Here is a 24,272-nt window from a genome sequence, read left to right as displayed (position 1 = left end):
TAAGATAAAGTTACCTAACTGCATTTATAATTTAGGATATATTGAGTAATAAAAATCACCTTGAAGATAAAAAAAAGAATACACAGTGTATAATATCGTAACACTTTTGATATTTAGGAGAAAAATTGTCGGATTTGACACTTATTTTACTATCGGCTGGGAGTTCTAGTCGCTTTTCTATGGATGTTAAAAAGCAGTGGTTACGAATAGATCATAAACCATTGTGGTATTTTGTAGCACATAGACTTCAAAGTAGTAACAATTTTTCTAAAATTATCATCGTTTCTTCATCTGAAGATATAAGTTTTATGAAAAACTATGCTGAGTATACTTTTGTAACAGGTGGCAAAACACGTCAAGAGTCATTAAAAAATGCTCTTGTAGAAGTGGACACAGAATTTGTTTTAGTTAGTGATATAGCTAGAGCATGCATAAGTGATGATTTTTTGCAAAGAATTATTGCCAAAAAAGGCTCTAGTGACTCTATAGTTCCATACTTAAAAGTTACTGACACTATAGTCTACGGTGATGAGACTATAGATAGAGAGCAAGTAAAAAGAGTTCAAACTCCACAGTTATCTAGAACTAAGGTTCTTCAATCTGCGTTAAATCAAGATGAAGAGTTTACAGATGAGAGTAGCGCGATAGTTTCAAATGGTGGCAAACGCGAGTTTATTCTTGGAGAAGAGTCTGCTCATAAAATAACTTATATAGAAGACTTAAATAAGATTCCATGTTTAGAGGCTCCATCACAAGATATTCTCAGTGGAAACGGTTTTGACGTACATGCATTTGACGATAGTGGTGATATGTGGCTAGGTGGAGTAAAGATAGACTCTGAGCTTGGTTTCAAGGCTCATAGTGATGGGGACGTAGCACTCCATTCACTCATAGATGCTCTTTTAGGTGCAGCTGGAATGGGTGATATCGGGATGATGTTTCCAGATAATGATGAGAGCTATAAAGGTATAGACTCAAAAGAGTTACTTCGCAGAGTTGTTACAAAAATATACAACTTTGGTTTCATCATAGTAAATGTAGATATTACAATAGCCGCTCAAAAACCGAGAGTTGGCACTTATAAACAAGCTATGAGAAAAATCATCTCAGAGATTTTAAAAATTGAGATGAGTAGAGTAAACGTAAAAGCGACAACAACTGAAAAGCTTGGCTTTATTGGTCGAGAAGAGGGTGTTGGCGTTTATGCAAATGCAAATTTAAAATATTTTAATTGGAAAACTATAGGATAATATGAAGATACTAATAATAGAAAACGAAGTTTATTTAGCACAAAGTATAGCAACAAAACTTGGCGAATTAGGGCACACATGTGAAATGTGTACATCAACAAAAGATGCAATTAGAAGTCATAATTATGATGTTGTACTTCTTTCGACAAACATAAACGGTCAAGATTTTAATCCAGTAATAGAGACTTTTAAAAGCTCAATCGTAATTCTTATGGTCTCATATATTAGTAATGACACTGTTTCAAAACCATTAAGCGCTGGAGCAAAGGACTATATTCTAAAACCATTTATGATTGAGGAGCTTATTCGTAAGATAAATCACTATCAAGATTATGAAAAACTCAAACATAGAAATGTTGCATATGAAAAATATCTCTCACATAATTTTTTAAATGCAAAATATGAAAAAAGTTTTGAAGATGTTGAGTTGCCTCTATTTATCTCATCAAGTTTTCAAAAACATGCGGATGCTTTTGCTTTTAATTATGCAAAAAAGAGAGACCTTCCTATTCACTTTTTAACTTTAAATGATGCAAAAACTTTAACTGAAGTAAACTCACTTCCTCAGAACTCTATTATATATATAATTGACTATCAGCTTCTAAAAAAAGCTGATAAAAAAGCTTTTTGTGACCTGATTGCGGGTAAAAATATTATAGTTTCAAGTACTGATAAAGTTGAAGAAGTTGAACATAGAGTACTTGAGATTGAGAGTGAAAGAAATGTCTTTGATAAGGGCGAAATTCTTCCTATCGAAGATTATGTTAAGTTTATTGTTTTAAACTATCAAGACAAATATCCTGATACTGAACTTTCAAAAAAATTGGGTATTTCACGTAAAAGTTTATGGGAAAAACGTAAAAAGTATGACATCATCAAGAAAAAATAAAACAATATATATAGATAAAGAAGCTGCTTCAGTCTTAGAACTTGTTGCAAACTCTCTTTTACTTCCAGTAACAAAGCTTATGTGTGAAAAGGGTTCTGAAGAGGTTTTAAAAACTGGCCTCTTAGATGGAAAATCTTTTCCTTTTCCTTTCATACTCGCACCTTCAGGCAAAAAAAATGAAAAAACAATTTCAGAGCTTGAAATAGGTCAAGAGATTACTATACTCTGCGAGGGAGACGAGTTTGCCACTCTTATTATTGAAGAGACTTATAAAATAGATCCAAATGAGAGAGTCAAACATATCTATGGAACTGATGATGCAACTCACCCTGGAGTTATGGCCACAATAAAAAGACTTGGTTCATGGGCGATAAGTGGTGAGTATACATTAATAAAACCTAAAGAGAATATCAATAAAAATAAAATAGAAGAGGCTAAAAAACTTATAGAGGCTAAACATACTTCATCTCTGTTTATGGCAGCAAACCCTCTGCACCGTGGTCATGAGCGTTTAATACGCCAAACATTAGAGAGTACTGACCTCTTGGTTATATTTTTACTCAAGCCATATGACAGTCATAATATTAATTATGAGATTAGAAAAGAGGCTCTAGAGTACTTCATTAACAACTTTTTACCTAAAAATAGAGTTATAGTTGTCCCTTTAGAAAATAGCTATATTTTTGCAGGATATAATGAGATTATAATTGACTCTATTGTCGCAAAAAACTACGGCTGCGACAGAATGACTATAGGAAGAAACCATGCAGGTCTTGGAATGTTTTATGATTGTAACTCAAACAAATCTATCATTGACAGAGTAACAGGAATAGATATAGAGATACAGATTGCTAGTGAGTATGTTTATTGTGATCAATGTACAACGCTTGTGAGTAAAAATACTTGCCCACATGGCCAGCACCACCAGATTTCTTATCACTCTGACTCGATTTTAGAACTGCTTGAAGCAGGTATACTTCCACCTGCAGTACTTATTCGAAAAGAGATCTCTGCTCTACTTCTAGCTAAACTCTATCCAAACAGATTTAAAAATCTTGAAAAACTATACTATGATACTTTTGCTGCTAAAGGGCTACTAGAAGAACATAGTGAAAAAGATTTCTACCTTGAGCTTATGAAGCTCTATCAAACTACATCTCTTACATAGGAAACTCATGAACTACTTTTTTATTACCCTTGGATATAGTGGACTATTTCCAAAGGCTCCTGGAACTTTTGGAACACTAGTTTCTCTTCCACTTGGCATGCTAATCCTTATCTACTTTGATGCAAGCACACTTTTTCTAGCAACGCTTCTTATCTCCATAATAGCTATAAAAGCTATCAATAGATATGAAGAAAAAAGTAAAATTCATGATGATAAACGCATTGTAATTGATGAACTTGCAGGTATGTGGTTTGCCCTAAGTATTGCCCCGGCAATTACTGTGTCACTTACAGAAGTTGTAGTGTTAAGTAATGGATTTTTAATCCAATCTATACTCTCATTTGCTCTATTTCGTTACTTTGATATCGCAAAACCATCTATTATAGGTAGGATTGATCGTGAAGCTAAGGGTGGAGTTGGTGTTATGGGTGATGATATCATAGCTGGAGCCGCTGCTGGAATATCGAGTGCAGCTCTTTGGCAAGCTTATCTTTATATTTCTACTCTTATCTAGCTATCTTATAGTCTCTTTAATATGCATACATATCTTCTTGTGAAATAACGCGTATCATATTTGTGGAGCCTACTTTACCAATAGGGTCACCTGCTGTTAAAATATAGCTATATTTCTTTTTAATAGAACCATTTTCAAGTCCTCTAACCATCAAAGAGTCAAGTATAACTTCCAGGCTCTCTTTTCTCACAGACATCAGAGGAATAACACCCCATATAAGTGTCATCTGTCCTCTTGTCAATGCATCATGTGTTATCGCATAGATAGTCTTTTTTGGTCTATAACGTGCAAGTTTTCTTGCAGATGAGCCTGAAGATGTAATGGAGAAAATTCCTTTTGCATTTAGATCACAAGAGAGGCTCACTGCCGACTTATTAATAGTGTCTCCGCTATCAGTTATCTTAAACTCATCAAACTTATAGTAGTTGTAGTGTTTTTCAGTCTCTATAATTGTGTTAGACATAGTTTGAACTGCAAGAACAGGATAATCACCTACAGCACTCTCTTCAGAGAGCATCACAGCATCTGTTCCATCCATGACTGCATTTGCTATATCACTTATCTCGGCACGTGTTGCTCTTTGATTTTTTGTCATAGAGAGAAGCATTTGGGTTGCAGTGATAACAGGTATAGAAGCTTCATTCGCCTTATTGATAAGCATTTTTTGGATATTTGGTACTTCATAGTAGGGAACTTCTATCCCTAAATCTCCACGAGCAACCATCAGTCCATCACTTGCTTGGATTATTGCATCGATATTCTCAATGGCATCAAACTTCTCTATCTTTGCTATAAGGTTTTGTCGTCCTCCAAGTGCTTCAATAATCTCTCTAGCTTTAATCATATCTGCAGCACTCTGAACAAAAGAGATGGCCATAAAGTCTACTTCGTTTACAACTCCCCACTCCATATCATTTTTATCTTTTTGGGTTAAAACATCAACACCTAAACGTGTATTTGGAAAGTTTACACCTTTTTTTGAGGAGAGTATACCTCTATTTTCTACTACAACTTCAACATTCCCATTAGATATATCTGACACTTTTGTTCTGATTATTCCATCGTAAAGATAGATGAAGTCGCCTATCTTTAATTGTTGCAGAATTTGAGGGTAGTTAATACAAACGCGGTAGAGAGCATCATCTTGTTTATGCCCCATAATCTCTTCTTTCGTGAAGATGATTTTATCACCCTCTTCTAGTAAGAAATCCTCTTCTAGCTCACCAATACGGATTTTTGGTCCACTTATATCTTGTAAGACTCCAACTATAAGTCCAGTAACTTCCATCGCTTTTTTGATTTTTTTAAGTACGTGTGAGTGCTGCTCATGCGTTCCATGAGAGAAGTTAAGTCTAAAAACATTTACTCCGGCTTTTATTAACGCTACTAAAGTCTCAAGAGAATCCGATGCTGGCCCAATTGTCGCTAAAATCTTTGTACGTTTTTTCATGGAGCTATCCTTAGTTTTATAAAATGTCTAATATATCTCTTTAACACGTCCTACTTCACCACTCATGAGTCTTACTTTTATACCATGAGGATGATTTGGAGACTTTGTAAGTATGTCGCGAACTATTCCATCTGTTAAGAGTCCAGTGGATTGGTCTTGTTTTAATACTATTGCGACTGATAGACCATGCTTAATATTTACTCGCTTAGTCCCATCAATCATTTAACTATCTCTTTATATACTTTTTTTGTTAATTTATCCAATATAGTATCATAACTTGCATACTCACTTCCTAACTCATCTGCTCTTTTTTTAAGCGCTGAGAACTGTTTAGAGTTTTTCATGTCCATAGATACTTTAGGGAGCTTACTTATCATAGACAATATATCCATACTTGAAAAATCAAGAACTACATCAAAGTCTGATAAGTCAACTTCCATATCAAATGCTATTCTATTAATATCTGCATTTGGAAGTTCTACCTCTTGAGTGAATGCCATAAGCTCTTCAAGATTATCATTAAAGTAACTCACCTCGAATCCACATGCTAAGAATGAAAAAGCTTTAGCATAAGGATTTACACCTATGATAGCGATTTTAGATGCGAGTAAATCTTTTAAGTGCTCGCTTAAAACACGAATACTAAAGATATCTCCTCTTAGAGTTTCACCCTCTTTAAAAACTATGTCGCACATTCCGCTGCGTTTAACCATACTACTAGCAGTGTCAACTATTTCAGGGATTAGATGAACATACTCACTCGATATAACTGCTCCATTAACATGAGACTTTTTCATATTAGAGACTGTAAAGTATAAATCATCTTCTCTTATATTCATAGGAATCATCATCGCATCACTACCATTTTCTTTAAATGTCTTGTTTATTATGGCAGAAAACCTACTTGCGCCAGCATGCTCACCAATATATCCAAATAGTGTTGTCTGATTTGAAATCTGGTTGTCGTTATTCATCATTATTCTATCCCCCAAAGCTCTTTGGCTTCTTCTTCTTCTATTTTACATCTATAACAGAGTTTATCCCCTGAGTTTGTACTAAAGTATGCATTACACTCATCACAGCGTTGCACGCTAAAAGATACTAAGTTTTGAACAGTTGGTTCAAAAAATTCTTTAACATTGTATGAACTTGAAAGTGTAATAGCATCTGGAGCACATACATCATGACATACATGACACTTTATACACATAAATGGATCAAAGTCTATCTTAGAGTTTTTCATATCAGATGTTAAGGCACCTGTTGGACAGACTCTATAACACATCTGACATGCTGTACAAGCATCCTCTTTCATTAGTTTTGTAGAAGTAAAACTTAACTCACTTCCATCAATTACATGAAACTGTGATGGCTTTTCAACTCTTTTTATTGCGGTAAAAAGAATTTTTCTCTTATTTGGTATACTTTTTTTCCTAATTAGAGCGATATCTGTCTTACTTAAAGAGTGCTCAACCAACTCATCATTGGCTTTTTGTACTTCATCCTCAAAACCTTTTTTAACCTTCGCAATGCTCTGAAGGTTAACAGCACTTAAGAACTCTCTTCTACCACTCTCTTTTGTTTCACTCTCATAAGAGACATCTTCTAGCTTGATGCTAACATCACTCTCCATAGCTTCAAGTAGGTATGTTGCCTCTTCATGGTTTTTCAAAATTTGAGGTTTACATGTAGATGCTATATCACAGCCATCACAATAGCCCATATCAAAAGTAATACCTTTTTTCAAAATAGCTAATGAGATAATATGCTCAACACTAAGGGCTGAGATACATGGCACGTTTTTTCTACATGAGAGTAAGTCACTCTCTTCTTCTAAAAAATCAAAGAAGAAGTTTGTAGTGTTAAACTCTTCTAATGCAAGAGCTTCATTAGGACAAACACCCCCACAGGCTCCACAAGTTACACATGTTGAAAAGTTTATAGAGGGGAGTGTATTATCACCGATTACTATTGCATTTGTAGGACATACTAGTTCACATTTATTACATTCGCTATCTACACTCAAAGAGCGTACACAAGCACCTGCACTTAAATTTATCATATTAAAATTCTTTGTATTGATTTAAAAAACGATTTTATCACATTTTACTGAAGATAGAATAACGAGACTTTTTTACTCTTGTGTTTTTGTACTCTCATTATAGAGTGAGAGAGATGGAAATGCAAATGCTAATGAATTCTTTTCAATTATATGCATTATCTTATGCATCACATCCTCTTTTGTTGCAAGCCATTCATCCCAAAGTACAGACTTTGTAAAACAGTAAACTAAGATATTTATACTCGAGTCTGAAAACTCATCTAGGTAGACTAAAAGAGTGCTTTTGACACCTTCTAAGTCATCTTTAGAAACAAGCTTAGCCACATGCTGATTAAGTCTCTGATACTTATATTTAGTCTCTTTACCTGCAATTTTAGGATGCTTTTCTAACATTATTCGTATCTCATTTACAGCATTTTTTATATCTTCACTTTTTGAGTCATACCTAATACTGAGTTTCATTTTTATTCTACGACCAAGTATGCGTTTGTTCCAGTTTTTTACATCTTTTGAAGCAAAGGTGCCATTTGGAATTGCTATAAGGGCATTATCAAAAGTTCTAAGTGTTGTAACGCGAAGACCAATCTCTACTACAACACCCTCCCTTCCATCTATCTCTATCCAATCTCCTTGTGAAAAAACATCACTCATAAGTATAGAGAGTGTGCCAAAAAAGTTTGAAATTGTATCTTTAGCAGCAAACGCAACGGCGAGTCCACCTATCCCTAAACCAGAAAGTACAGCAGTAAGATCTACTCCAGCAAAATAGAGCACAACAAGCAATCCAATGATTAAAATTATAAAGTTTACAATTTTAAGGGCTACGTTTACTACATCACTTTTTATATTTGAGTTATCACTAAGAGTTTTAAGTTTGATTAACGCAACAGCATTAAGCACTTTATAAAATAGAAGCGTTAAGAAAAAGCCATAGATAATATTGAAAATAGTTGCGATAGAGTTTATAGTATGAAAATCATCATAAACATAGACAATCATATTTATGTTTATGATTATAATGATGTATTCTATGGGAGTTCGAACACTCCCAAGTATCTGCGTTGAGTAGTCTTTAATAGAGGATATTTTAAGAATATTTCTCTCTAAAGTCACATAAACTATCTTTCTAAAAAAGTATATTACTGCGATTAGGAGAACTATATAGATTAATTTTGCACTATTTAAACCAAAAAAATCAAAATTCAGATTAAGTGCTATTAACTTATCTAGTAACTCATCATACATCTTACCTATATGCCCTCAGCTATCATAGCATCTGCTACTTTTTTAAAGCCTGCAATATTTGCACCATCAACATAATTACCCTCAACGCCATAATCTTTAGCTGTCAGAGCAACTCTTGTACATATCTGTTGCATAGTCTCTTTTAACTTATTATCTACTTTTTCAAAAGACCATTTTTGCATTGAAGCATTTTGAGACATCTCAAATTCACTCACCGCAACACCACCAGCATTTGCAGCTTTTGCAGGACCAAAACAGACCTTATGAGATAAGAAATCATTAATGGCCTTTGGAGTTGATGGCATGTTTGCACCCTCTGTAACACTTACACAACCATTTACTATTAGGTTTTGAGCATCTACATCTGTAAGCTCATTTTGTGTAGCACATGGAAATGCCGCATAACATGGAATATCCCAAACAGCATGCCCACCCTCTGGGTATTCTGATACAGGAATATATGTAGCTTCTGGGTGAATTACCAAGTATTTTTCAAGAGAAGCACGCTCTTCAAATTTTAAAATTTTAAGAAGCTGGATATCTACTCCGCGTTTGTCATAAATAGTTCCTCCTGAGTCTGTACATGTAACAGGAATAGCTCCAATTTGCTGTAGTTTTTCTATAGCATGAAGTGCAACATTTCCTGCACCACTTACAGTACATATCTTACCAGTCAATGGCTCTTTTCCCTCTATCTCAAGCATCTGCTCAGTAAAGTAAACAGCACCATATCCAGTAGCTTCAGGACGCATAAGTGAGCCACCAAACATAAATGGCTTTCCAGTTAAAACACCCTCATATGTTGATGTGATTTTCTTATACTCTCCAAAAAGATAACCAATTTCACGAGCCCCAACTCCAATATCACCAGCGGGGATATCTATGCGAGAGCCTATATATTTATGAAGCTCTGTCATAAATGCAGAACAAAACTTCATAACTTCAAAGTCACTTTTACCCTTAGGGTCAAAATCACTTCCCCCTTTAGCTCCACCAATTGGTAGACCTGTAAGTGAGTTTTTCAAAATCTGCTCAAATCCTAAAAACTTAAGTATCCCCTCATTTACACTAGGGTGGAAACGCAATCCACCTTTATATGGCCCAAGTGAGTTGTTAAACTGCACACGAAAACCTGTGTTAACCATGATGTTTTGATTATCATCCATCCATGTTACTTTAAACTTTATAATTCTATCAGGAACTACTAAACGCTCTAAAATTGCATGTTTAGTATATTTATCATCAGACTCTAATAATGGTGCAATAGAGTATATAACCTCTTCCATCGCTTGATAAAAAACTTTGTTTTCACCACAATCGCCTCTCTCAAATTTTTTTATCTCTTCTTCTGCTATAGACATTTATCTTTTCCTAAATTATTAATTTTAATATGCATTTTTAACCATCATTCGTCTTAAGTACGCAATCTTACTCTGTAAAGGTAAATCCTTAGGACAAACATCTTCACATCCAAGAAGCGTCATACAACCAAAAACACCATCTTCATCACCAACTATCTCGTAATAATCATCTTCACTGCGTTTATCTCTTGGATCTAAATGATAACGTGCTATTTTATTAAGACCGACTGCACCGACAAAATCTTTATTCATCTGAATTGTACCACAACCTGCTACACAACAACCACACTCAATGCAGCGATCTAACTCATAAATCTCATCAGCAAGTGCTGGCTCCATTCTCTCTTCTAACTTATCAACATTTAAAGTACCCTCTTCTGTATGTATCCAAGTCTCAAGTCTCTCGTTCATACCTCTCATCCATTTACCAGTATAGATAGATAAGTCACCGATAAGTTCAAAAAGTGGCAGTGGTGCTAAAGTGATACTCTCACCCAATGTTTTAGTAAGTGTTCTACAAGCTAAAGTGGGTTTACCGTTTACTAGCATTGAACAAGATCCACAAATTCCCGCACGACATACAAAGTCAAATTTTAGAGAGTTATCATGGTGCTCTCGTATCTCATTTAGAGCGACAAATAGTGTCATTCCATAAGCTTCTTCTATTTCAAATGTCTCCATATGTGGAAAATCTTCAGGGTCATTAGGGTCAAAACGCAATATACTGATTTTTAGTACTCTATTATTCTCTTCACTCATACATTCTCTCCTAATCTTTCATTAGTACCACGATATTTTTTAGGCAGTTTATCTAAAAATGGCATCAACGCATTTTGGATTTCTTGGCGACTTGCACCCTCTTTCTCAAACTTCTCTCTTATCGCATCAACTGCTGATTGTCTCACTCTACTATCAGGGTGTGCTTCAGTCATATCCTTACCATATCCACGAAAGCCTGGTGGCATTTCCATATTACTTATAGGAATATCTTCATAAGAGACACTTGGCATAGTTTGCTCAGGGTCTGGCCATGAAGTTATTGTGCGTTTGAGCCAATTTGCATCATCTCGAGATGGATAATCTTCACGCGAGTGAGCTCCACGACTCTCAGTCCTAAGAAGTGCTCCATAAGCTACCGTAAGTGCTAACTTCAACATTCTTTGCGTTCTATAGGCATTAAATAACGCTGGATTTGCCGCACGGGACTTTGCTGTTACTTCTATGTTTTTAGAGCGTTTATAGAGCTCTTCAAGTTCATTCACCGCATCTTGAAGGTCCTCTCCATTTCTAAAGATACCAACTTTGTCCATCAGTATCTCTTCCATTCTACGACGAAGTTTAAAAGCACTCTCGCCATTTTCATTTGCTAAAAGGGCATCTATTTTTGCATTCTCTTCTTTTAAAGCTATCTCAATTTTAGAAGAGTGAATGTGCATTGAACTTTCATGCGAATCACAAAAGTCACTGATATATTCAGCGACTAGCATTCCTGCAACAACTGTCTCACTTACAGAGTTTCCTCCAAGGCGGTTAAAACCATGCATATCCCAACAAGCCGCTTCTCCACAAGAGTAGAGTCCCTTTAATGTCTGTGACTCGCCCGTATATTTCGTACGAATCCCACCCATTGAGTAGTGCTGTGTTGGACGAACTGGTATCCAGTCAACTGCAGGGTCTATTCCTAAGAAGTTCTCACATATCTCTTTTACTTCACGAAGATTTTTCTCAATATGTTCACGCCCTAGTATTGTGATGTCAAGCCACAAGTGATCTCCATAACGTGACTTAACACCCTTACCTTTTCTTATATGCTCAGTCATTCTACGACTTACAACATCACGGCTTGCAAGCTCTTTTTTCTCAGGTTCATAGTCAGGCATAAACCTATAACCATCTTTATCTAGAAGAAGTCCTCCATCACCACGACACCCCTCTGTTGTCAAAATTCCAACTGGCACGATGGCTGTAGGGTGAAACTGTATGGCTTCCATATTTCCTAAGGTTGCCACTCCGGTTTCAAGTGCTATTGCCTGACCCATTCCTTGACAGATAATGGCGTTTGTAGAAACGCTATATATTCTTCCATAACCACCTGTAGCGATTGTTGTCGCTTTTGCTACGTAGGCTACGAGCTCTCCTGTCATTAAGTTTCTTGAAATCGCTCCATAACAGCGTCCATCATCTACTATAAGTGACATAGCCTCTTGGCGTTCATGAATCTCAACCTTTTCTTTATGTGCTTGATTATCCATAGCGTAAAGCATAGAGTGACCTGTTCCATCAGATGTATAACAAGTTCTCCATTTTTTCGTTCCACCAAAGTCTCTTGCAGTGATGAGCCCATGAGCCTCATCTTTTTCAGTTATAGTAACTTTTTTTGCATTGATGATGGCGTTATGATCTCCGCGATGAACTCTAGTCCAAGGAACACCCCAGTGAGCAAGTTCTCTTATGGCTTTTGGAGCACAATGAACGAACATACGAGCCACTTCTTGATCTGCTCCCCAGTCGCTTCCTTTGATAGTATCGGAGAAGTGTATGTCTTCATTGTCACCCTCGCCCATATTACAGTTAGCTAAAGATGCTTGCATTCCACCTTGAGCTGCTGAGGAGTGTGAACGCTTTGGTGGCACAAGTGTTAAAACAACTGCATCATGGCCTCTCTCTTTAACGCCAGTAGCAACTCTTAGCCCTGCTAAACCACCACCAATGATAAGAACGTCTGTGTATATAATTTTCATTAGTGTCTCTCCATAATAATACTCTCTGATTTATACTTCACTCCATCACTAAAGTCATGAGTCAAGCCTATGTAAGTGTATTTTGCCAAAGATGCAAGACCTACAACTATATAAAGCACTATCATTACCTTCATAAGAAGTTTAAATCGTGCACGAGAAACTTTTGTGTTTTTTCCCTCCATAAAGCCCCACTTTAGAGCTAAACGATAGAGTCCGACAAATGCATGAGAGACGACTGCTAAAAGAAGCAAAAAGTAAAGTGGCCCCATAAGTTCGTCTACTATTCGACTTGAACTTGCATAAGGACCTATGTCCGATGGTTCCACCATCATGATATAGATGTGAATAGGAGCGATAAAAAACATCATGAAACCCGTTATAACTTGAATAAGCCATAAAGACGTATCCTCATGTTTTAACTGATTTGTATGGTTTTTAATGATTTTGTACTTCTTATAAGTAGAGGGTATCTTTCGCATTGCAGTAGCCGCGTGTACAACAAATATCACGCCAACCGCCCCAGCGAAGAATGATACGATGCCAGGGTATGTTTCACCAAAGAAGTAGTACCCTTCAAACATAATCGTCACTCTGTACATCATCTCCTCAGAGATAAGGATAGAGGCTTCAAAAAGTAAATGCCCCATTATAAAAATAACGAGTATTAAACCCGTAGCACTCTGAATAAAATCAAGTCTTGCCGGTGTTTTATCTATCTTTTTATCTCTCATTTATTCTCCAAAACAGTATTTATTTTCATCTATTTTACCCAAATATTGATAAGAGTATTCTGTACACTCACATAATTTTATATAAAAACTTTCTCACTCTATTCAATATATTTTACGATATATAAATAGTCACTTAAATAAAATAAAGTTTTTTTAAAATATTATTTAGTTAGACTATAATAAGTACAATCTTTTTTAATCTCAAAAGGTGATATTAATGAACCCCTTAGCTACAGACTCTCTTCGTAAAAAAGTTATCTTATCCATTATAGTTTCCATGTTTTTACTACTCTTTATCGCTATTTCCATTACAGTCTACATAGAAGAGTCTACTAGAGACGAACATAAAAGTGAATATCACGAACAGATACAAAGAAGTATCAACTACTCTATAAAATATCATCAACTCAATTTTACATACAGAATCAAAAGATTAATCGACACTACAAACATAGTAGAGTTATTTCAGAGTAAAGATAGAGAAGCTGCTCACGCCGCTTTACAAAAGAGTTGGAACTCTTTTAGAGAAGAGGAGCCAAGCGTCGATATTCTGCACATACTAGACGCTAATGGAAACTCCTTTTTACGCATGCATAAACCCGAACTCTTTGGTGATGACTTAACACAAGTAAGGCCTATGATTAAGGAGATAACAAATTCACATAAGATTATAACGGGTTATGAAACAGGTAAACACGCTACTGTATTTAGAGTGATGATTCCCATTTTTGATAAACAAAACAGCTATATTGGTGCTATAGAAGTAGGTGTAAATCCAAATTTTCTCATTGACTCCATAGAGGAGATTACAGGTTTTGAAGGCCTTGTTTTTATTGATAAAGTAGATTTAAAAACATTTAACAAACCAACACTGCTCAATATTGCTCAATATGGTCTAATCTCTAACCCAACACCTCATTTAAGCTCTCTCATAAAAGCGTTTACTGCACATTCACCCCTTAAAGATAGTGTTGAGTTCTCTCTTGATGGTGCAAACTATTTCACTCATCTTTTTACCATTAGCGATAGGAACAACAAAGAAAAAGTAAAACTTCTCTTTTTTCAAAACTTGAGTAATACCAAGCTTTTTAGTAGCTACTTACAAGTTTCTTTAGCGTTTTTACTTTTGAGTCTATTTTCATTTTTGATTTGGTTTGTCTACATACGCATAAATATTTATCAGTCGCAAGTGAGTAAAATATATAACAAACACATTCAAGCACTCAAAGAGAGCGAGGCTAAAACGCAGGCTATTTTTGAAGTTACTCCCGACATTATGATAACAACCGATGGGGAGCATATTGACACGGTCAACCCTGCAATGCTAAAGTTTTTCTCTTATGAGTCAAAAGAGGACTTTATCGCAGAGCATGACTGTATTTGCGATTTCTTTTTAGAAGAGAGAGGCTATCTTCAGACTGATATGAATGGTATTCACTGGTTGGAGTATATCCGCTTAAATCCTACAAAAACACATAGAGTAAAGATGCTTCATGAGCAAAAAGAGCATACGTTTTTAGTATGGGAAAAAGAGCTTAAACTAGACAAAAATAGACGTAGTGTTGTAACCCTTACTGATATTACCGCGTTTGAGGAGTTAGGATATCTACTAAACAATACAATTAACTCTATGGATAGTATATTTTTTGTAAAAGATGAGCAGTTTCGCTATCTCGAGTGTAATCATAGTATGGAGAGGCTTATAGGTAAAAGTAGAGCTGAGATTATTGGCAAAACCGACTATGAGCTATTTGCTAAAGAAGAAGCGGACTTTTACAGAGCGATGGATGAAGAGGTATTTAAACAAGAAAAAACATTATCAAATTTTGAATGGGTGAAGTATCCAGATGGAAGAAAAGCATATATGCTTACTTCCAAGTCACCTCTTAAAACTGATGATGGAGAGATAATTGGTTTGGTTGCAAATACAGCCGACCTAACAAAACAAAAAGAGCTAGAGGGATCTCTCAAAGAGTCTCAAGCCCTTTTTGAGCTCTTTATGCAAAATATACCTGCAGGTATAATCATAAAAGATAAAGAACGCCATATCATATATGCGAACGATCCTGTATCTAAATTTTTTGATACAAAGGACATTATCGGCAAAACAGCTTATGATCTTCTTCCTTCAGATATAGCAGACTCAGTATCTGAGTTTGAGAAAAAAATCATAGAAGATGGATATGCACAAGAGATTCAAAAGATGCTAGATGCAAAAGGAAAAGAGCATATCAAACGCGTCTTAGGGTTTAAAATAGAGCATAAAGATAAAAATTTTGATATTGGTTTAGTCTGCCTAGATATTACTGAAGATTATCGTATAAAAAAAGAGTTACAAAAAAAAGATGAGATAATGATAACACAGTCTCGCCAAGCCGCTATGGGTGATATGATAGCGATGATAGCGCACCAGTGGAGACAGCCTATCACCGTTATAGCCATGGCTATAAATAATCTAAAAGTAGACTTAGAACTTGAACAAGAGATAAGCCCCGCTATGTTACATAGTATGGGCGATGGCATTTTACAACAGACAAAACATCTCTCACAGACTATAGATGATTTTAGAAACTTTCTCAAACCAAACAAAGAGAAGGAGTCTGTCGAAGTCTGCAGAGTCCTTGAGAGTGCACTTAGTATGATAAGCCAAAGTTTAAAAAATAACAATATTCTCCTAAAGGTAGACTCACAATGCAAACATAAAATTTTAACCTATCCAAATGAGCTACTTCAGGTCTTTTTAAATCTTATAAACAATGCAAAAGACTCTCTAGTGAGTTCAAAAGTAAAAGACGCATCCATAGAGATTACTCTTAGAGAAGACGAAGGGTATGTCATAACTACTTTTTGTGATAACGGAGAGGGAATCCCAAAAGAGATACTAAAACATCTTGGCGAGCCCTATGTCTCTTCCAAAGCTAAAAGTGGTACAGGTCTGGGTTTATATATGTCCAAAATCATAGTTGAGAAACATTTGCAAGGTATCTTAACGTGGAAAAACATACAAAGGGGTGCCTGCTTTGAACTGAAGATACCTCTACAAAACGAGGAGACATCATGAAGTCCATTGCAAACGTACGGGAGTTAAAACGCTCTTTAATCATAGGTGTCGTAGCCATTACATTCATAATGGCCATTGCCATTGGAAGTATCATTTATCTACGTTCAAGTGAAAAAATAGATAATGTAAATGAGTACTTTAACACCACTCTGCATAAAACATTTGACCATGTTATCAACCATAATATTTCAGACATCATACATTTTGCTAATGTTATAGTAGAAGATAAAAAAATTATGAAATATTTTAAAGAAAAAGATAGAAAAAATCTTTATGCATATACAGATAAATTAGTCAAACGATATAAAAAACGTAATCCATACATAGAGACTATACATTTTCACAACAGCGATGGAACTTCATTTTTACGTATGCATAAACCAGATGTATATGGAGAGAACATAGCAAACCTACGTCCAATGATTCAAGAGATACATAAAGACCATAAACTTATACATGGCTATGAGACGGGGATACATGCTCTTGTATACAGGGCTATCGTGCCAATTATGGATGGTGAGAAATATCTTGGTGCCTTAGGTATTGGGGTAAGCACTGAACTCTTTTTAGATAAAATGAAAAATATTTTAGACGCCCAAGCGCTCTTTTTTGTTCACAGCTCTCTCTTAGACCTTTATGCGAAAGACAAAAAATATGATCATAACGGTTTTGTCCTACAGTCATCCACCACGCCAGAGATAATGGCAATGTTGCAGAGCATTCCTCAAGAGTTTCACTTTGAAGATGACTACAAGCTTGAGTATAACTCTCAAAAGTACACCATACATACGAAGCATCTTTATGACTCGCGTGGAGAGTACGCCGCAAACATCATTCTCTTTAAAGAAGACACCATAGGAGTTTTGGATAGCTGGATGACGACTATCATCTCTATGTTCGCAATTTTACTTAGTTCTGGAGTATTTATCCTGCTTCTATTAAGACGAGGACTTAACCGACTTGAGCAGAGTATAAACACTCAAAACAGACAAGCAACTCAAGAAATACTGGAAAATGAAAAACGCTTTGAAGAGCTCTTTAGTAGCGTAAATGATGCCATAGTGCTCTATACTCCCACTTCAGATGGCACTGATTTTATCTTTCATAGCGTAAATGACGTTATGTTAAAGATAGAGAAAACCTCAAGGGAGGAGATAATAGGGCAAAGTCTTCTTGAGAAATTTCCAGCCGTTAAAGAGATGGGAATATTTGATGTTCTACAAAGAGTTAACAAAACTGGTGTTTCGGAGCATTTTCCTATGTCATTTTATAAAGATGAGAGGATAATTGGTTGGAGAGAAAACTATGTGTTTAGACTCTCATCAGGCGAGATAGTTGCCGTTTATAATGACCTTACAACTCAAAAAAAGATCGACGAGCAACTCAAACAGCGTGTTCAAGAGGTAAACGCTCTTTATGAGATTGGTCGAGTTTTTAACGAAGAGGGAACGCTTAGAGAGAAACTTGAGAAACTTATTCGCATCATTCCAACAGGTTTTTTACATGCAGATGACATTAGAGTATTTATCAAATACAAGGCTTACGAGCTTGGAGAAGAGATTTCCACAGATGCTTTTTCAAACATACATAAAAAAATCATGATAAACGACACTCAAGAGGGTTCAATAGATCTCTATGATATGGGATTAAATGAGACAAGAGAGTTTTCAGTCGAAGAGATAGCTTTTAGTGAAAATCTCTTTAACAACATAGTAAGTTTTATAAAAAGTGAAGAGAGCACACAAAAAATCAGTGCCCTAAATAGACAGTACCAACACTCAAACGAGGAGTTACAAAAGTTTGCCTACATCGCTTCACATGATCTTCAAGAGCCACTAAGAATGGTTTCAAGTTATGTACAGCTTATCAAAAAACGCTATGAGAGTGTTTTAGATGAGGCAGGCGTAGAGTTCATAGGTTTTGCCTTTGATGGGGCTAAGAGAATGCAGATGCTCATCGATGGACTGCTTCAGTACTCTAGAGTTCAAACGCACGGTTTTCCTTTTAAGAAGATAGACACGAACCAAGTACTCGAGGATGTCAAACAGAACTTAACACTAAAAATCCAAGAGCATAACGCTGAAATTATCAGTGAAAAACTACCTCTTTTAGTTGCCGATGAAGTACAGATGCGACAACTCTTTGAAAATCTCATCTCAAACGCGATAAAATACTCTAAAGAGGCTCCTCGCATAGAGATAAAGGCTAAACTAGCTGATGGGATTTGGACTTTTTCCTTTAAAGACAATGGTATAGGAATTGCCAAAGAGCAGTATGAAAAAGTATTTTTGATATTTCAACAGCTTCATAAACGTGGAGAGTTCGAAGGAATGGGCGTAGGCCTTGCCGTGTGTAAACGCATAGTACAGAGACATCACGGAGAGATTTGGATAGACTCAAATGAAGATGGCGGCTCAACCTTTTACTTTACAATACCAAATAATTTAAGGATTAAAAATGCAGACCAATCATAATGCAGTAGAGATACTCTTAGTAGAAGATAACCCCGCAGATGCCCGCCTAACCAAAGAGGCTATGAATGACTCAAAAATAGCTAATAACCTCCATATAGTTGAAGATGGCCAAGAGGCTATGGACTTTGTACGTAAACTCGGTAAATATAGCGATGCGCCTACACCTGATCTAGTACTTCTTGATTTAAATCTTCCTAAAAAAGATGGTAGAGAGGTGCTCAAAGAGATAAAAGAGGATGACAACCTGAAGATGATTCCCGTCATCGTTTTAACATCTTCAAAGGCTGAAGAGGACATAATAAAGATGTACTCTCTTCATGCAAACTCTTATATTCAAAAACCACTTGATTTTGAGCAGTTTTCTAAGATAGTAGAGACTATAGAAAATTTTTGGTTTACTATAGTAAAACTACCTACTAAGGTATAAGTCATGCAAAATAAGCTTTCAATACTCCTACTTGAAGATTCACTAGCAGATGCAAGACTGATTCAGGAGTATCTGAGTGAGGACAAAACGGCTAGCTATGAGATAAATCATGTCATGACGCTTGGTGAGTCTCATGATTGGCTTAATAACAACCCCTTGCCTGACTTGATGCTTATGGACTTAAATCTACCCGATAGTAATGGGATGGATACTTTTCTCTCCCTCTCATCATTTACAAATAAATTTGCTATCATCATTCTCTCTGGAATCGAAGATCAACTCATAGCCATTAAAGCATTAGAACTTGGTGCACAGGATTATCTAGATAAATCAAAACTTGATGGATACTGGCTAAACAAGAGTATCAACTATGCTTTACAACGCCATTTACAAAAAAAAGAGCTCCAAGAGTTAACACAGCGTTATGAGTATGCTATAGTTGCTACAAATGATGGGCTCTATGACTGGAACATTCAGACTAACGAACTCTATATCTCCGAGCGATGGAAAGAGCAACTAGGATATAGTAATGATGAACTCGAAAACACTATAGATACATGGCATAGCAGGTTACACCCCCAAGAGGTTCAAAGTCTTGATAAAAAGTTAGAAGAGTACCTTAAGAATAAAAGAGGTTATTTTAATGAAACATTTAGACTCCGTCACAGAGATGGTCACTATATCTGGTTAGAATCAAAAGCGAAAATAGTTGAATTTGACGAAAATGAAGAGCCCTTAAGAATGGTTGGAACTCATGTAGACATCTCAAAGCGCGTCGAACTTGAGCTTGAACTTAAACACAAAGAAGAGCTTATGATAGCCCAATCTCGCCAAGCTGCCATGGGTGATATGATAGCGATGATAGCACACCAGTGGAGACAACCCATAACGGTTATAGCCATGGCTGTAAACAATCTAAAAGTAGACATCGAGTTAGAAGAAGAGATAGCAAGTGAGCAGTTAGTAGAGATGGGCGATGAGATACTAACTCAGACTCAGCATCTCTCTAAAACCATAGATGATTTTAGAAACTTTTTAAAACCTAACAAAGAAAAAACTTCAGTCTGCGTTTGTGACATAGTCGATGGTGCGGTAGAGATGGTAGAAAAAAGTTTAGAAAACAATAATATAAAAATAGATGTAGTAAATCACTCTAAAAGCAAAATATTGCTCTTTGCAAATGAACTCCTACAGGTCTTTTTAAATATAATAAATAATGCCAAAGATGCACTCAAAAGCAATAAAGTAAAAAATGCCTATGTAGATATTGAGGTGAGTGAAGATGATGAATATGTAAGAGTACAGATCTCTGACAATGGAGGAGGAATCCCCAAAGAGATACTAAAACACTTAGGAGAACCATATGTCTCCTCAAGAGCGGCAAGTGGAACCGGACTAGGAGTTTATATGTCTAAAATAATAGTAGAAAAACACCTTTTAGGAAAGCTAGAGTGGGAAAATAACGAAGATGGTGCATCTTTTATGATTATGTTGCCATTAAAAGATACTAGGGAGACACGATGAATATAAAAGAATCTCATGATGCTATGAGCAATATAAAACTTCTTTATGTAGAAGATGAAGAGGGCATACGCAATCAGACCGCCAATTTTTTACAAAAGTTTTTCACTGAGATGGATATTGCTGAAGATGGAGAAGCTGGACTTGAGCTCTTTTCAAAAAAGCTTCATGATTTAGTAATTACGGATTTAAAGATGCCAAAAATGAGTGGTAAAGAGATGCTCTCAAAGATTGTAGCACTTAAACCAGACACCATAACTGTAGTGATGAGTGGTATATCAAGCGACTCAGATATTAAAAAAGATGAAGTTGACTTTTTTATAGATAAGCCTGCTTCATTAGACACACTCCTGCAGATGATGGAAGTTGTCTCAAAAAAAATGAAAGTATAAGGCTCTTCTTATGCACTATATTTTAAAAACACTCTTTTTCTTAGTAGTAAATTTTGCATTACTAGATGCTCATGACAAGAGTGTGACGTTAGAGCTCAAATGGAAACATCAGTTTCAGTTTGCGGGTTACTATATGGCTAAAGAGAAGGGGTTTTATGAAAAGCATGGATTTGACGTAAAGATACTAGAGGGAACGGACAAAAATGTTATAACGGATGTTGCCAGTGGTAACATAGACTTTGGCGTTTACGGTTCAGGCATTGTGGTCGAACAGCTCAAAGGAAAACAACTTATAGCGCTGAGCTCTATTTTTCAACACTCTCCAATACACCTTATCGTTAAAAAAGAGTCGGGAATCGCAAAAGTGAGCGATTTGGTTGGAAAGAGAATTATGCTACCAAAAAATCCTATACAGGCTGTAGAGATATTAGCGATGCTTAGACGTAATGGTATTGCTACAGATGAAGTAAACCTTATAGATACATCTCATGATATTCTCTCTCTTGTAAATGATGAGACAGATGCTTTTAGTGCTTATGTCAGTAACGAACCCTATCTACTAAACACTCTTGGAGTCAAATATACTATTTTGCATCCAAAAGATTATGGCATAGATTTTTATAACGATGTTCTGTTTACTTCTAAGTTAATGCTTCATGAGCACCCTGAGATAGTCAAAGCATTTACAGATGCAAGTCTAGAGGGTTGGGAGTATGCATTTGAGCATATGGATGAGACTGTAGAGCTTATCTTAAAAAAGTACAATACACAGAACAAGACACAAGAATTACTTCTTTTTGAAGCAAATGAATTACAAAAACTCATAGGTGCTCCCATCGTTCCCTTAGGTCATATGAGTGAATCACGCTGGAAAGATATAGCACACTATTATAAAGCTCTAGGCTTTATTGATAAAGAGGTTGATATTAAACTTGATGGGTTTATCTATGATGACAAATACCATATGGATAAGGATGCCCTACAAGAGCTTCTCTTTTTGTTTGGCATTTTACTCGCACTTTTACTTCTCTATCATTTTTATAAATATAGAAAAAGCGTTCTTATAAACAGACTAAAAGATGAGTATCAGCAGTTTTTTGACTTGGCTCCTCTCCCCTACCAATCTCTTGATATAAACGGAAATATATTAAAGGCAAATAAAGCTTGGCTTGAGTTACTAGAGTATACAGAAGAGGAGATACTTGGCAGAAATTTTTCTGAGTTTGTCATGCCTGAGTATCACTCTATTTTTCAAAAAAAATTTCCGCTTTTCAAGAAAGAAGGTTTTACAAGAAGAGTTACCTTTAAGATGAAAACAAAAAGTGGTGAGGAGATACTCGCCTCGTATAATGGCTATACTATTTATGATAAAAATAAGAATTTTGTACAAACACACTGTATTTTTGAAGATATTACACAAGTAGAAAAAATTCAATCAGCCTATAAAAAAGAGACAAAACGACTTAAACGTGCTGAGGAGATAGCAAAGCTAGGAAGTTGGGAGTATGATGCTAAAGAAGATAAGCTTTATTGGTCAAGAAGCATCTATGATATTTTTGAGTATGAAGATACTACAGAGACCACAACACGTAATATTTTTTGGGCTAAAGTACATCCAGATGACCGTACTGCTTCTTTACGTAAATATTTGAGCGCTGTAAAGCATAAAAAAACTTACTCCTTTACATACAGAGTCATCATGGATGACTCTCGCATAAAGTACATAGAGGCTAGAGGTGGACATAGGTTTGACTCCGATGGAAAGCTTATACACTCCGAGGGAACACTCCAAGACATAACGCAAACAATGCACCTACGCGACTTAATTCAAAGTCAAACAAGAAAACTCCAACGTGCAGAGGCTCTAGCACACACTGGATGGTGGTACAGAAAGATAGATAATGACTTAGCCGAGTGGTCAGATGAGATGTACGAGATACTTGGCGAAGATCCACTAGAGTTTGAAGCTTCCCATCAAAACTTTATCTCTAAAGTACACCCTGAAGATAGAGAAAAAGTAGAAAAGTTATATAAATCTGCACTAAAGAAGAAACACCCCTATAAGTACGACTACCGCATACTAAATAAAAGTGGCGAAGTTCACTATATCACAGGGAGTGCTGAGTTTGACCTAGATGAAAAAGGTGACGTCACTCACATTTTTGGCACAGTTATGGATGTGACTCAACAGAAGATTTTGGAAAATAAGCTCAAAGATAAAGAAGAACTTATGATAGCCCAATCTCGCCAAGCGGCTATGGGCGATATGGTCTCAATGCTAGCACATCAATGGCGCCAACCCATTACAGTAGTCTCTATGACGGCTAACAATATCATAGTAGATATGGAACTTAAAGATGATATTCAAAAAGATGATATTCAACAATCTTGCCAGATTATACTCAACCAAACGCAGGTACTATCAAATACCATAGATGACTTTAGAGGATACCTGCAAGCTGATGAGGAGAAAAAAGAGACGACACTCCAAGAGGTGCTAAACTCCACTATTGAGATTATTAAAAAAAGTCTTGAGAACAATAATATACACCTAGAACTTACCAATGCCAGCGAGACTAAACTCTTTATATTTAAAAATGAGTTACTGCAGGTATATCTAAACATCATCAACAATGCTAAAGAGGCACTTTTAAACTCTAAAACTCCTGATGCAAAGATATCTATAGCAATAGATGAAAAAGAGGACTCCATAATCACAACTATATGCGATAATGGCCGTGGCATAGATAAACAAGTGCTAGAAAAACTTGGTGAGCCTTACGTATCTACAAAAGCGGAAAATGGCAGAGGTCTGGGAATATATATGAGTAAACTAATTTTACAGAGACACTTTAAAGGTACACTTACTTGGGAAAACATTGACAAAGGAACTTGTTTTAGAGTTGAGATTCCTATAAAAACAAATATGTCTAATATTTAATCTTTATTAATCTCTATCTTATATATTCTAATGCTATAATGGACA

General features: G+C 35.9%; 19 protein-coding genes. 10 read left to right on the top strand and 9 right to left on the bottom strand.

Annotated elements, in window-relative coordinates; all coding sequences use genetic code 11:
- The first annotated feature begins 125 nt into the window (after positions 1–125).
- The 4 genes from GJV85_RS04635 to GJV85_RS04620 are packed head-to-tail and all read left to right on the top strand — an operon-like array spanning position 126 to position 3,821.
- Positions 126–1,250: a bifunctional 2-C-methyl-D-erythritol 4-phosphate cytidylyltransferase/2-C-methyl-D-erythritol 2,4-cyclodiphosphate synthase gene (locus tag GJV85_RS04635; RefSeq protein WP_207562703.1), complete on the top strand. Its 1,125-nt coding sequence runs from the start codon at positions 126–128 to the stop codon at positions 1,248–1,250.
- A gap of 1 nt (position 1,251) precedes the next feature.
- Complete coding sequence (locus GJV85_RS04630; protein ID WP_207562702.1) at positions 1,252–2,139, top strand: response regulator; 888 nt, start codon at positions 1,252–1,254, stop codon at positions 2,137–2,139.
- Positions 2,117–3,307: a sulfate adenylyltransferase gene (locus GJV85_RS04625; RefSeq protein WP_207562701.1), complete on the top strand. Its 1,191-nt coding sequence runs from the start codon at positions 2,117–2,119 to the stop codon at positions 3,305–3,307. Before GJV85_RS04630 ends, GJV85_RS04625 begins: the two co-directional genes overlap by 23 nt.
- 7 nt (positions 3,308–3,314) lie before the next feature.
- Positions 3,315–3,821, top strand: coding sequence for a phosphatidylglycerophosphatase A family protein (locus tag GJV85_RS04620; protein WP_207562700.1), 507 nt, complete (start codon positions 3,315–3,317; stop codon positions 3,819–3,821).
- A 16-nt stretch (positions 3,822–3,837) separates the two neighbouring features.
- On the opposite strand, the gene pyk is transcribed toward GJV85_RS04620, so the two are convergent.
- The 9 genes from pyk to GJV85_RS04575 form a co-directional block, all read right to left on the bottom strand.
- Positions 3,838–5,271, bottom strand: coding sequence for a pyruvate kinase (pyk, locus tag GJV85_RS04615; protein WP_207562699.1), 1,434 nt, complete (start codon positions 5,269–5,271; stop codon positions 3,838–3,840).
- Positions 5,272–5,298: 27 nt separating this feature from the next.
- Positions 5,299–5,493: a YwbE family protein gene (locus GJV85_RS04610; protein ID WP_207562698.1), complete on the bottom strand. Its 195-nt coding sequence runs from the start codon at positions 5,491–5,493 to the stop codon at positions 5,299–5,301.
- Positions 5,490–6,245 (bottom strand): hypothetical protein, encoded by a 756-nt coding sequence (locus GJV85_RS04605; protein ID WP_242689833.1) that lies wholly within the window; start codon positions 6,243–6,245, stop codon positions 5,490–5,492. The genes GJV85_RS04610 and GJV85_RS04605 overlap by 4 nt, the downstream gene beginning before the upstream one ends.
- Positions 6,246–6,247: 2 nt before the next feature.
- On the bottom strand, positions 6,248–7,333 hold the full coding sequence (locus GJV85_RS04600; protein WP_207562696.1) for a 4Fe-4S binding protein: 1,086 nt from the start codon (positions 7,331–7,333) through the stop codon (positions 6,248–6,250).
- A 72-nt stretch (positions 7,334–7,405) separates the two neighbouring features.
- A complete protein-coding gene (locus GJV85_RS04595) occupies positions 7,406–8,578 on the bottom strand; it encodes a mechanosensitive ion channel family protein (RefSeq protein WP_207562695.1) in 1,173 nt (390 codons plus the stop codon).
- A gap of 5 nt (positions 8,579–8,583) precedes the next feature.
- Positions 8,584–9,939 (bottom strand): NADP-specific glutamate dehydrogenase, encoded by a 1,356-nt coding sequence (gdhA, locus tag GJV85_RS04590; protein WP_207562694.1) that lies wholly within the window; start codon positions 9,937–9,939, stop codon positions 8,584–8,586.
- A 24-nt stretch (positions 9,940–9,963) separates the two neighbouring features.
- Positions 9,964–10,698, bottom strand: coding sequence for a fumarate reductase iron-sulfur subunit (locus GJV85_RS04585; RefSeq protein ID WP_207562693.1), 735 nt, complete (start codon positions 10,696–10,698; stop codon positions 9,964–9,966).
- A complete protein-coding gene (locus GJV85_RS04580) occupies positions 10,695–12,680 on the bottom strand; it encodes a fumarate reductase flavoprotein subunit (protein ID WP_207562692.1) in 1,986 nt (661 codons plus the stop codon). The genes GJV85_RS04585 and GJV85_RS04580 overlap by 4 nt, the downstream gene beginning before the upstream one ends.
- On the bottom strand, positions 12,680–13,411 hold the full coding sequence (locus GJV85_RS04575; protein WP_207562691.1) for a fumarate reductase cytochrome b subunit: 732 nt from the start codon (positions 13,409–13,411) through the stop codon (positions 12,680–12,682). The genes GJV85_RS04580 and GJV85_RS04575 overlap by 1 nt, the downstream gene beginning before the upstream one ends.
- A 217-nt stretch (positions 13,412–13,628) precedes the next feature.
- Between GJV85_RS04575 and GJV85_RS04570 the strand changes: the two genes are divergently transcribed.
- From GJV85_RS04570 to GJV85_RS04545, 6 genes are read left to right on the top strand one after another with little or no spacing between them, the layout of a single operon-like run.
- Complete coding sequence (locus GJV85_RS04570) at positions 13,629–16,472, top strand: PAS domain S-box protein (protein WP_207562690.1); 2,844 nt, start codon at positions 13,629–13,631, stop codon at positions 16,470–16,472.
- Positions 16,469–18,946: an ATP-binding protein gene (locus tag GJV85_RS04565; RefSeq protein ID WP_207562689.1), complete on the top strand. Its 2,478-nt coding sequence runs from the start codon at positions 16,469–16,471 to the stop codon at positions 18,944–18,946. The genes GJV85_RS04570 and GJV85_RS04565 overlap by 4 nt, the downstream gene beginning before the upstream one ends.
- Entirely contained in the window at positions 18,930–19,373 is a 444-nt protein-coding gene (locus tag GJV85_RS04560; RefSeq protein ID WP_207562688.1) for a response regulator, read from the top strand. Before GJV85_RS04565 ends, GJV85_RS04560 begins: the two co-directional genes overlap by 17 nt.
- Before the next feature lie 3 nt (positions 19,374–19,376).
- The gene (locus GJV85_RS04555; RefSeq protein WP_207562687.1) at positions 19,377–20,897 is read left to right on the top strand and encodes a PAS domain-containing protein; all 1,521 of its coding nucleotides are present in this window, start codon (positions 19,377–19,379) and stop codon (positions 20,895–20,897) included.
- Positions 20,894–21,286 (top strand): response regulator, encoded by a 393-nt coding sequence (locus tag GJV85_RS04550; protein ID WP_207562686.1) that lies wholly within the window; start codon positions 20,894–20,896, stop codon positions 21,284–21,286. Before GJV85_RS04555 ends, GJV85_RS04550 begins: the two co-directional genes overlap by 4 nt.
- Before the next feature lie 10 nt (positions 21,287–21,296).
- Positions 21,297–24,227 (top strand): ABC transporter substrate-binding protein, encoded by a 2,931-nt coding sequence (locus GJV85_RS04545; protein WP_207562685.1) that lies wholly within the window; start codon positions 21,297–21,299, stop codon positions 24,225–24,227.
- The last annotated feature ends 45 nt before the right edge of the window (positions 24,228–24,272 follow it).

Origin of the sequence: Sulfurimonas aquatica, from assembly GCF_017357825.1 — a bacterium.
Lineage (GTDB): Bacteria > Campylobacterota > Campylobacteria > Campylobacterales > Sulfurimonadaceae > Sulfurimonas > Sulfurimonas aquatica.
Note: the sequence above shows the minus strand (reverse complement) of the source record. Positions and strands in the feature narration are given on the sequence as shown.

Bases quoted from the DNA above. Each gene is read 5' to 3' on its own strand.
- GJV85_RS04610 (WP_207562698.1), bottom strand. From the start codon at position 5,493: ATGATTGATGGGACTAAGCGAGTAAATATTAAGCATGGTCTATCAGTC.
- GJV85_RS04620 (WP_207562700.1), top strand. From the start codon at position 3,315: ATGAACTACTTTTTTATTACCCTTGGATATAGTGGACTATTTCCAAAG.
- GJV85_RS04555 (WP_207562687.1), top strand. From the start codon at position 19,377: ATGCAAAATAAGCTTTCAATACTCCTACTTGAAGATTCACTAGCAGAT.
- gdhA (WP_207562694.1), bottom strand. From the start codon at position 9,939: ATGTCTATAGCAGAAGAAGAGATAAAAAAATTTGAGAGAGGCGATTGT.
- GJV85_RS04630 (WP_207562702.1), top strand. From the start codon at position 1,252: ATGAAGATACTAATAATAGAAAACGAAGTTTATTTAGCACAAAGTATA.
- GJV85_RS04580 (WP_207562692.1), bottom strand. From the start codon at position 12,680: ATGAAAATTATATACACAGACGTTCTTATCATTGGTGGTGGTTTAGCA.
- GJV85_RS04585 (WP_207562693.1), bottom strand. From the start codon at position 10,698: ATGAGTGAAGAGAATAATAGAGTACTAAAAATCAGTATATTGCGTTTT.
- GJV85_RS04550 (WP_207562686.1), top strand. From the start codon at position 20,894: ATGAATATAAAAGAATCTCATGATGCTATGAGCAATATAAAACTTCTT.
- GJV85_RS04565 (WP_207562689.1), top strand. From the start codon at position 16,469: ATGAAGTCCATTGCAAACGTACGGGAGTTAAAACGCTCTTTAATCATA.
- GJV85_RS04575 (WP_207562691.1), bottom strand. From the start codon at position 13,411: ATGAGAGATAAAAAGATAGATAAAACACCGGCAAGACTTGATTTTATT.
- GJV85_RS04605 (WP_242689833.1), bottom strand. From the start codon at position 6,245: ATGAATAACGACAACCAGATTTCAAATCAGACAACACTATTTGGATAT.
- GJV85_RS04625 (WP_207562701.1), top strand. From the start codon at position 2,117: ATGACATCATCAAGAAAAAATAAAACAATATATATAGATAAAGAAGCT.
- GJV85_RS04595 (WP_207562695.1), bottom strand. From the start codon at position 8,578: ATGTATGATGAGTTACTAGATAAGTTAATAGCACTTAATCTGAATTTT.
- GJV85_RS04560 (WP_207562688.1), top strand. From the start codon at position 18,930: ATGCAGACCAATCATAATGCAGTAGAGATACTCTTAGTAGAAGATAAC.
- pyk (WP_207562699.1), bottom strand. From the start codon at position 5,271: ATGAAAAAACGTACAAAGATTTTAGCGACAATTGGGCCAGCATCGGAT.
- GJV85_RS04545 (WP_207562685.1), top strand. From the start codon at position 21,297: ATGCACTATATTTTAAAAACACTCTTTTTCTTAGTAGTAAATTTTGCA.
- GJV85_RS04570 (WP_207562690.1), top strand. From the start codon at position 13,629: ATGAACCCCTTAGCTACAGACTCTCTTCGTAAAAAAGTTATCTTATCC.
- GJV85_RS04600 (WP_207562696.1), bottom strand. From the start codon at position 7,333: ATGATAAATTTAAGTGCAGGTGCTTGTGTACGCTCTTTGAGTGTAGAT.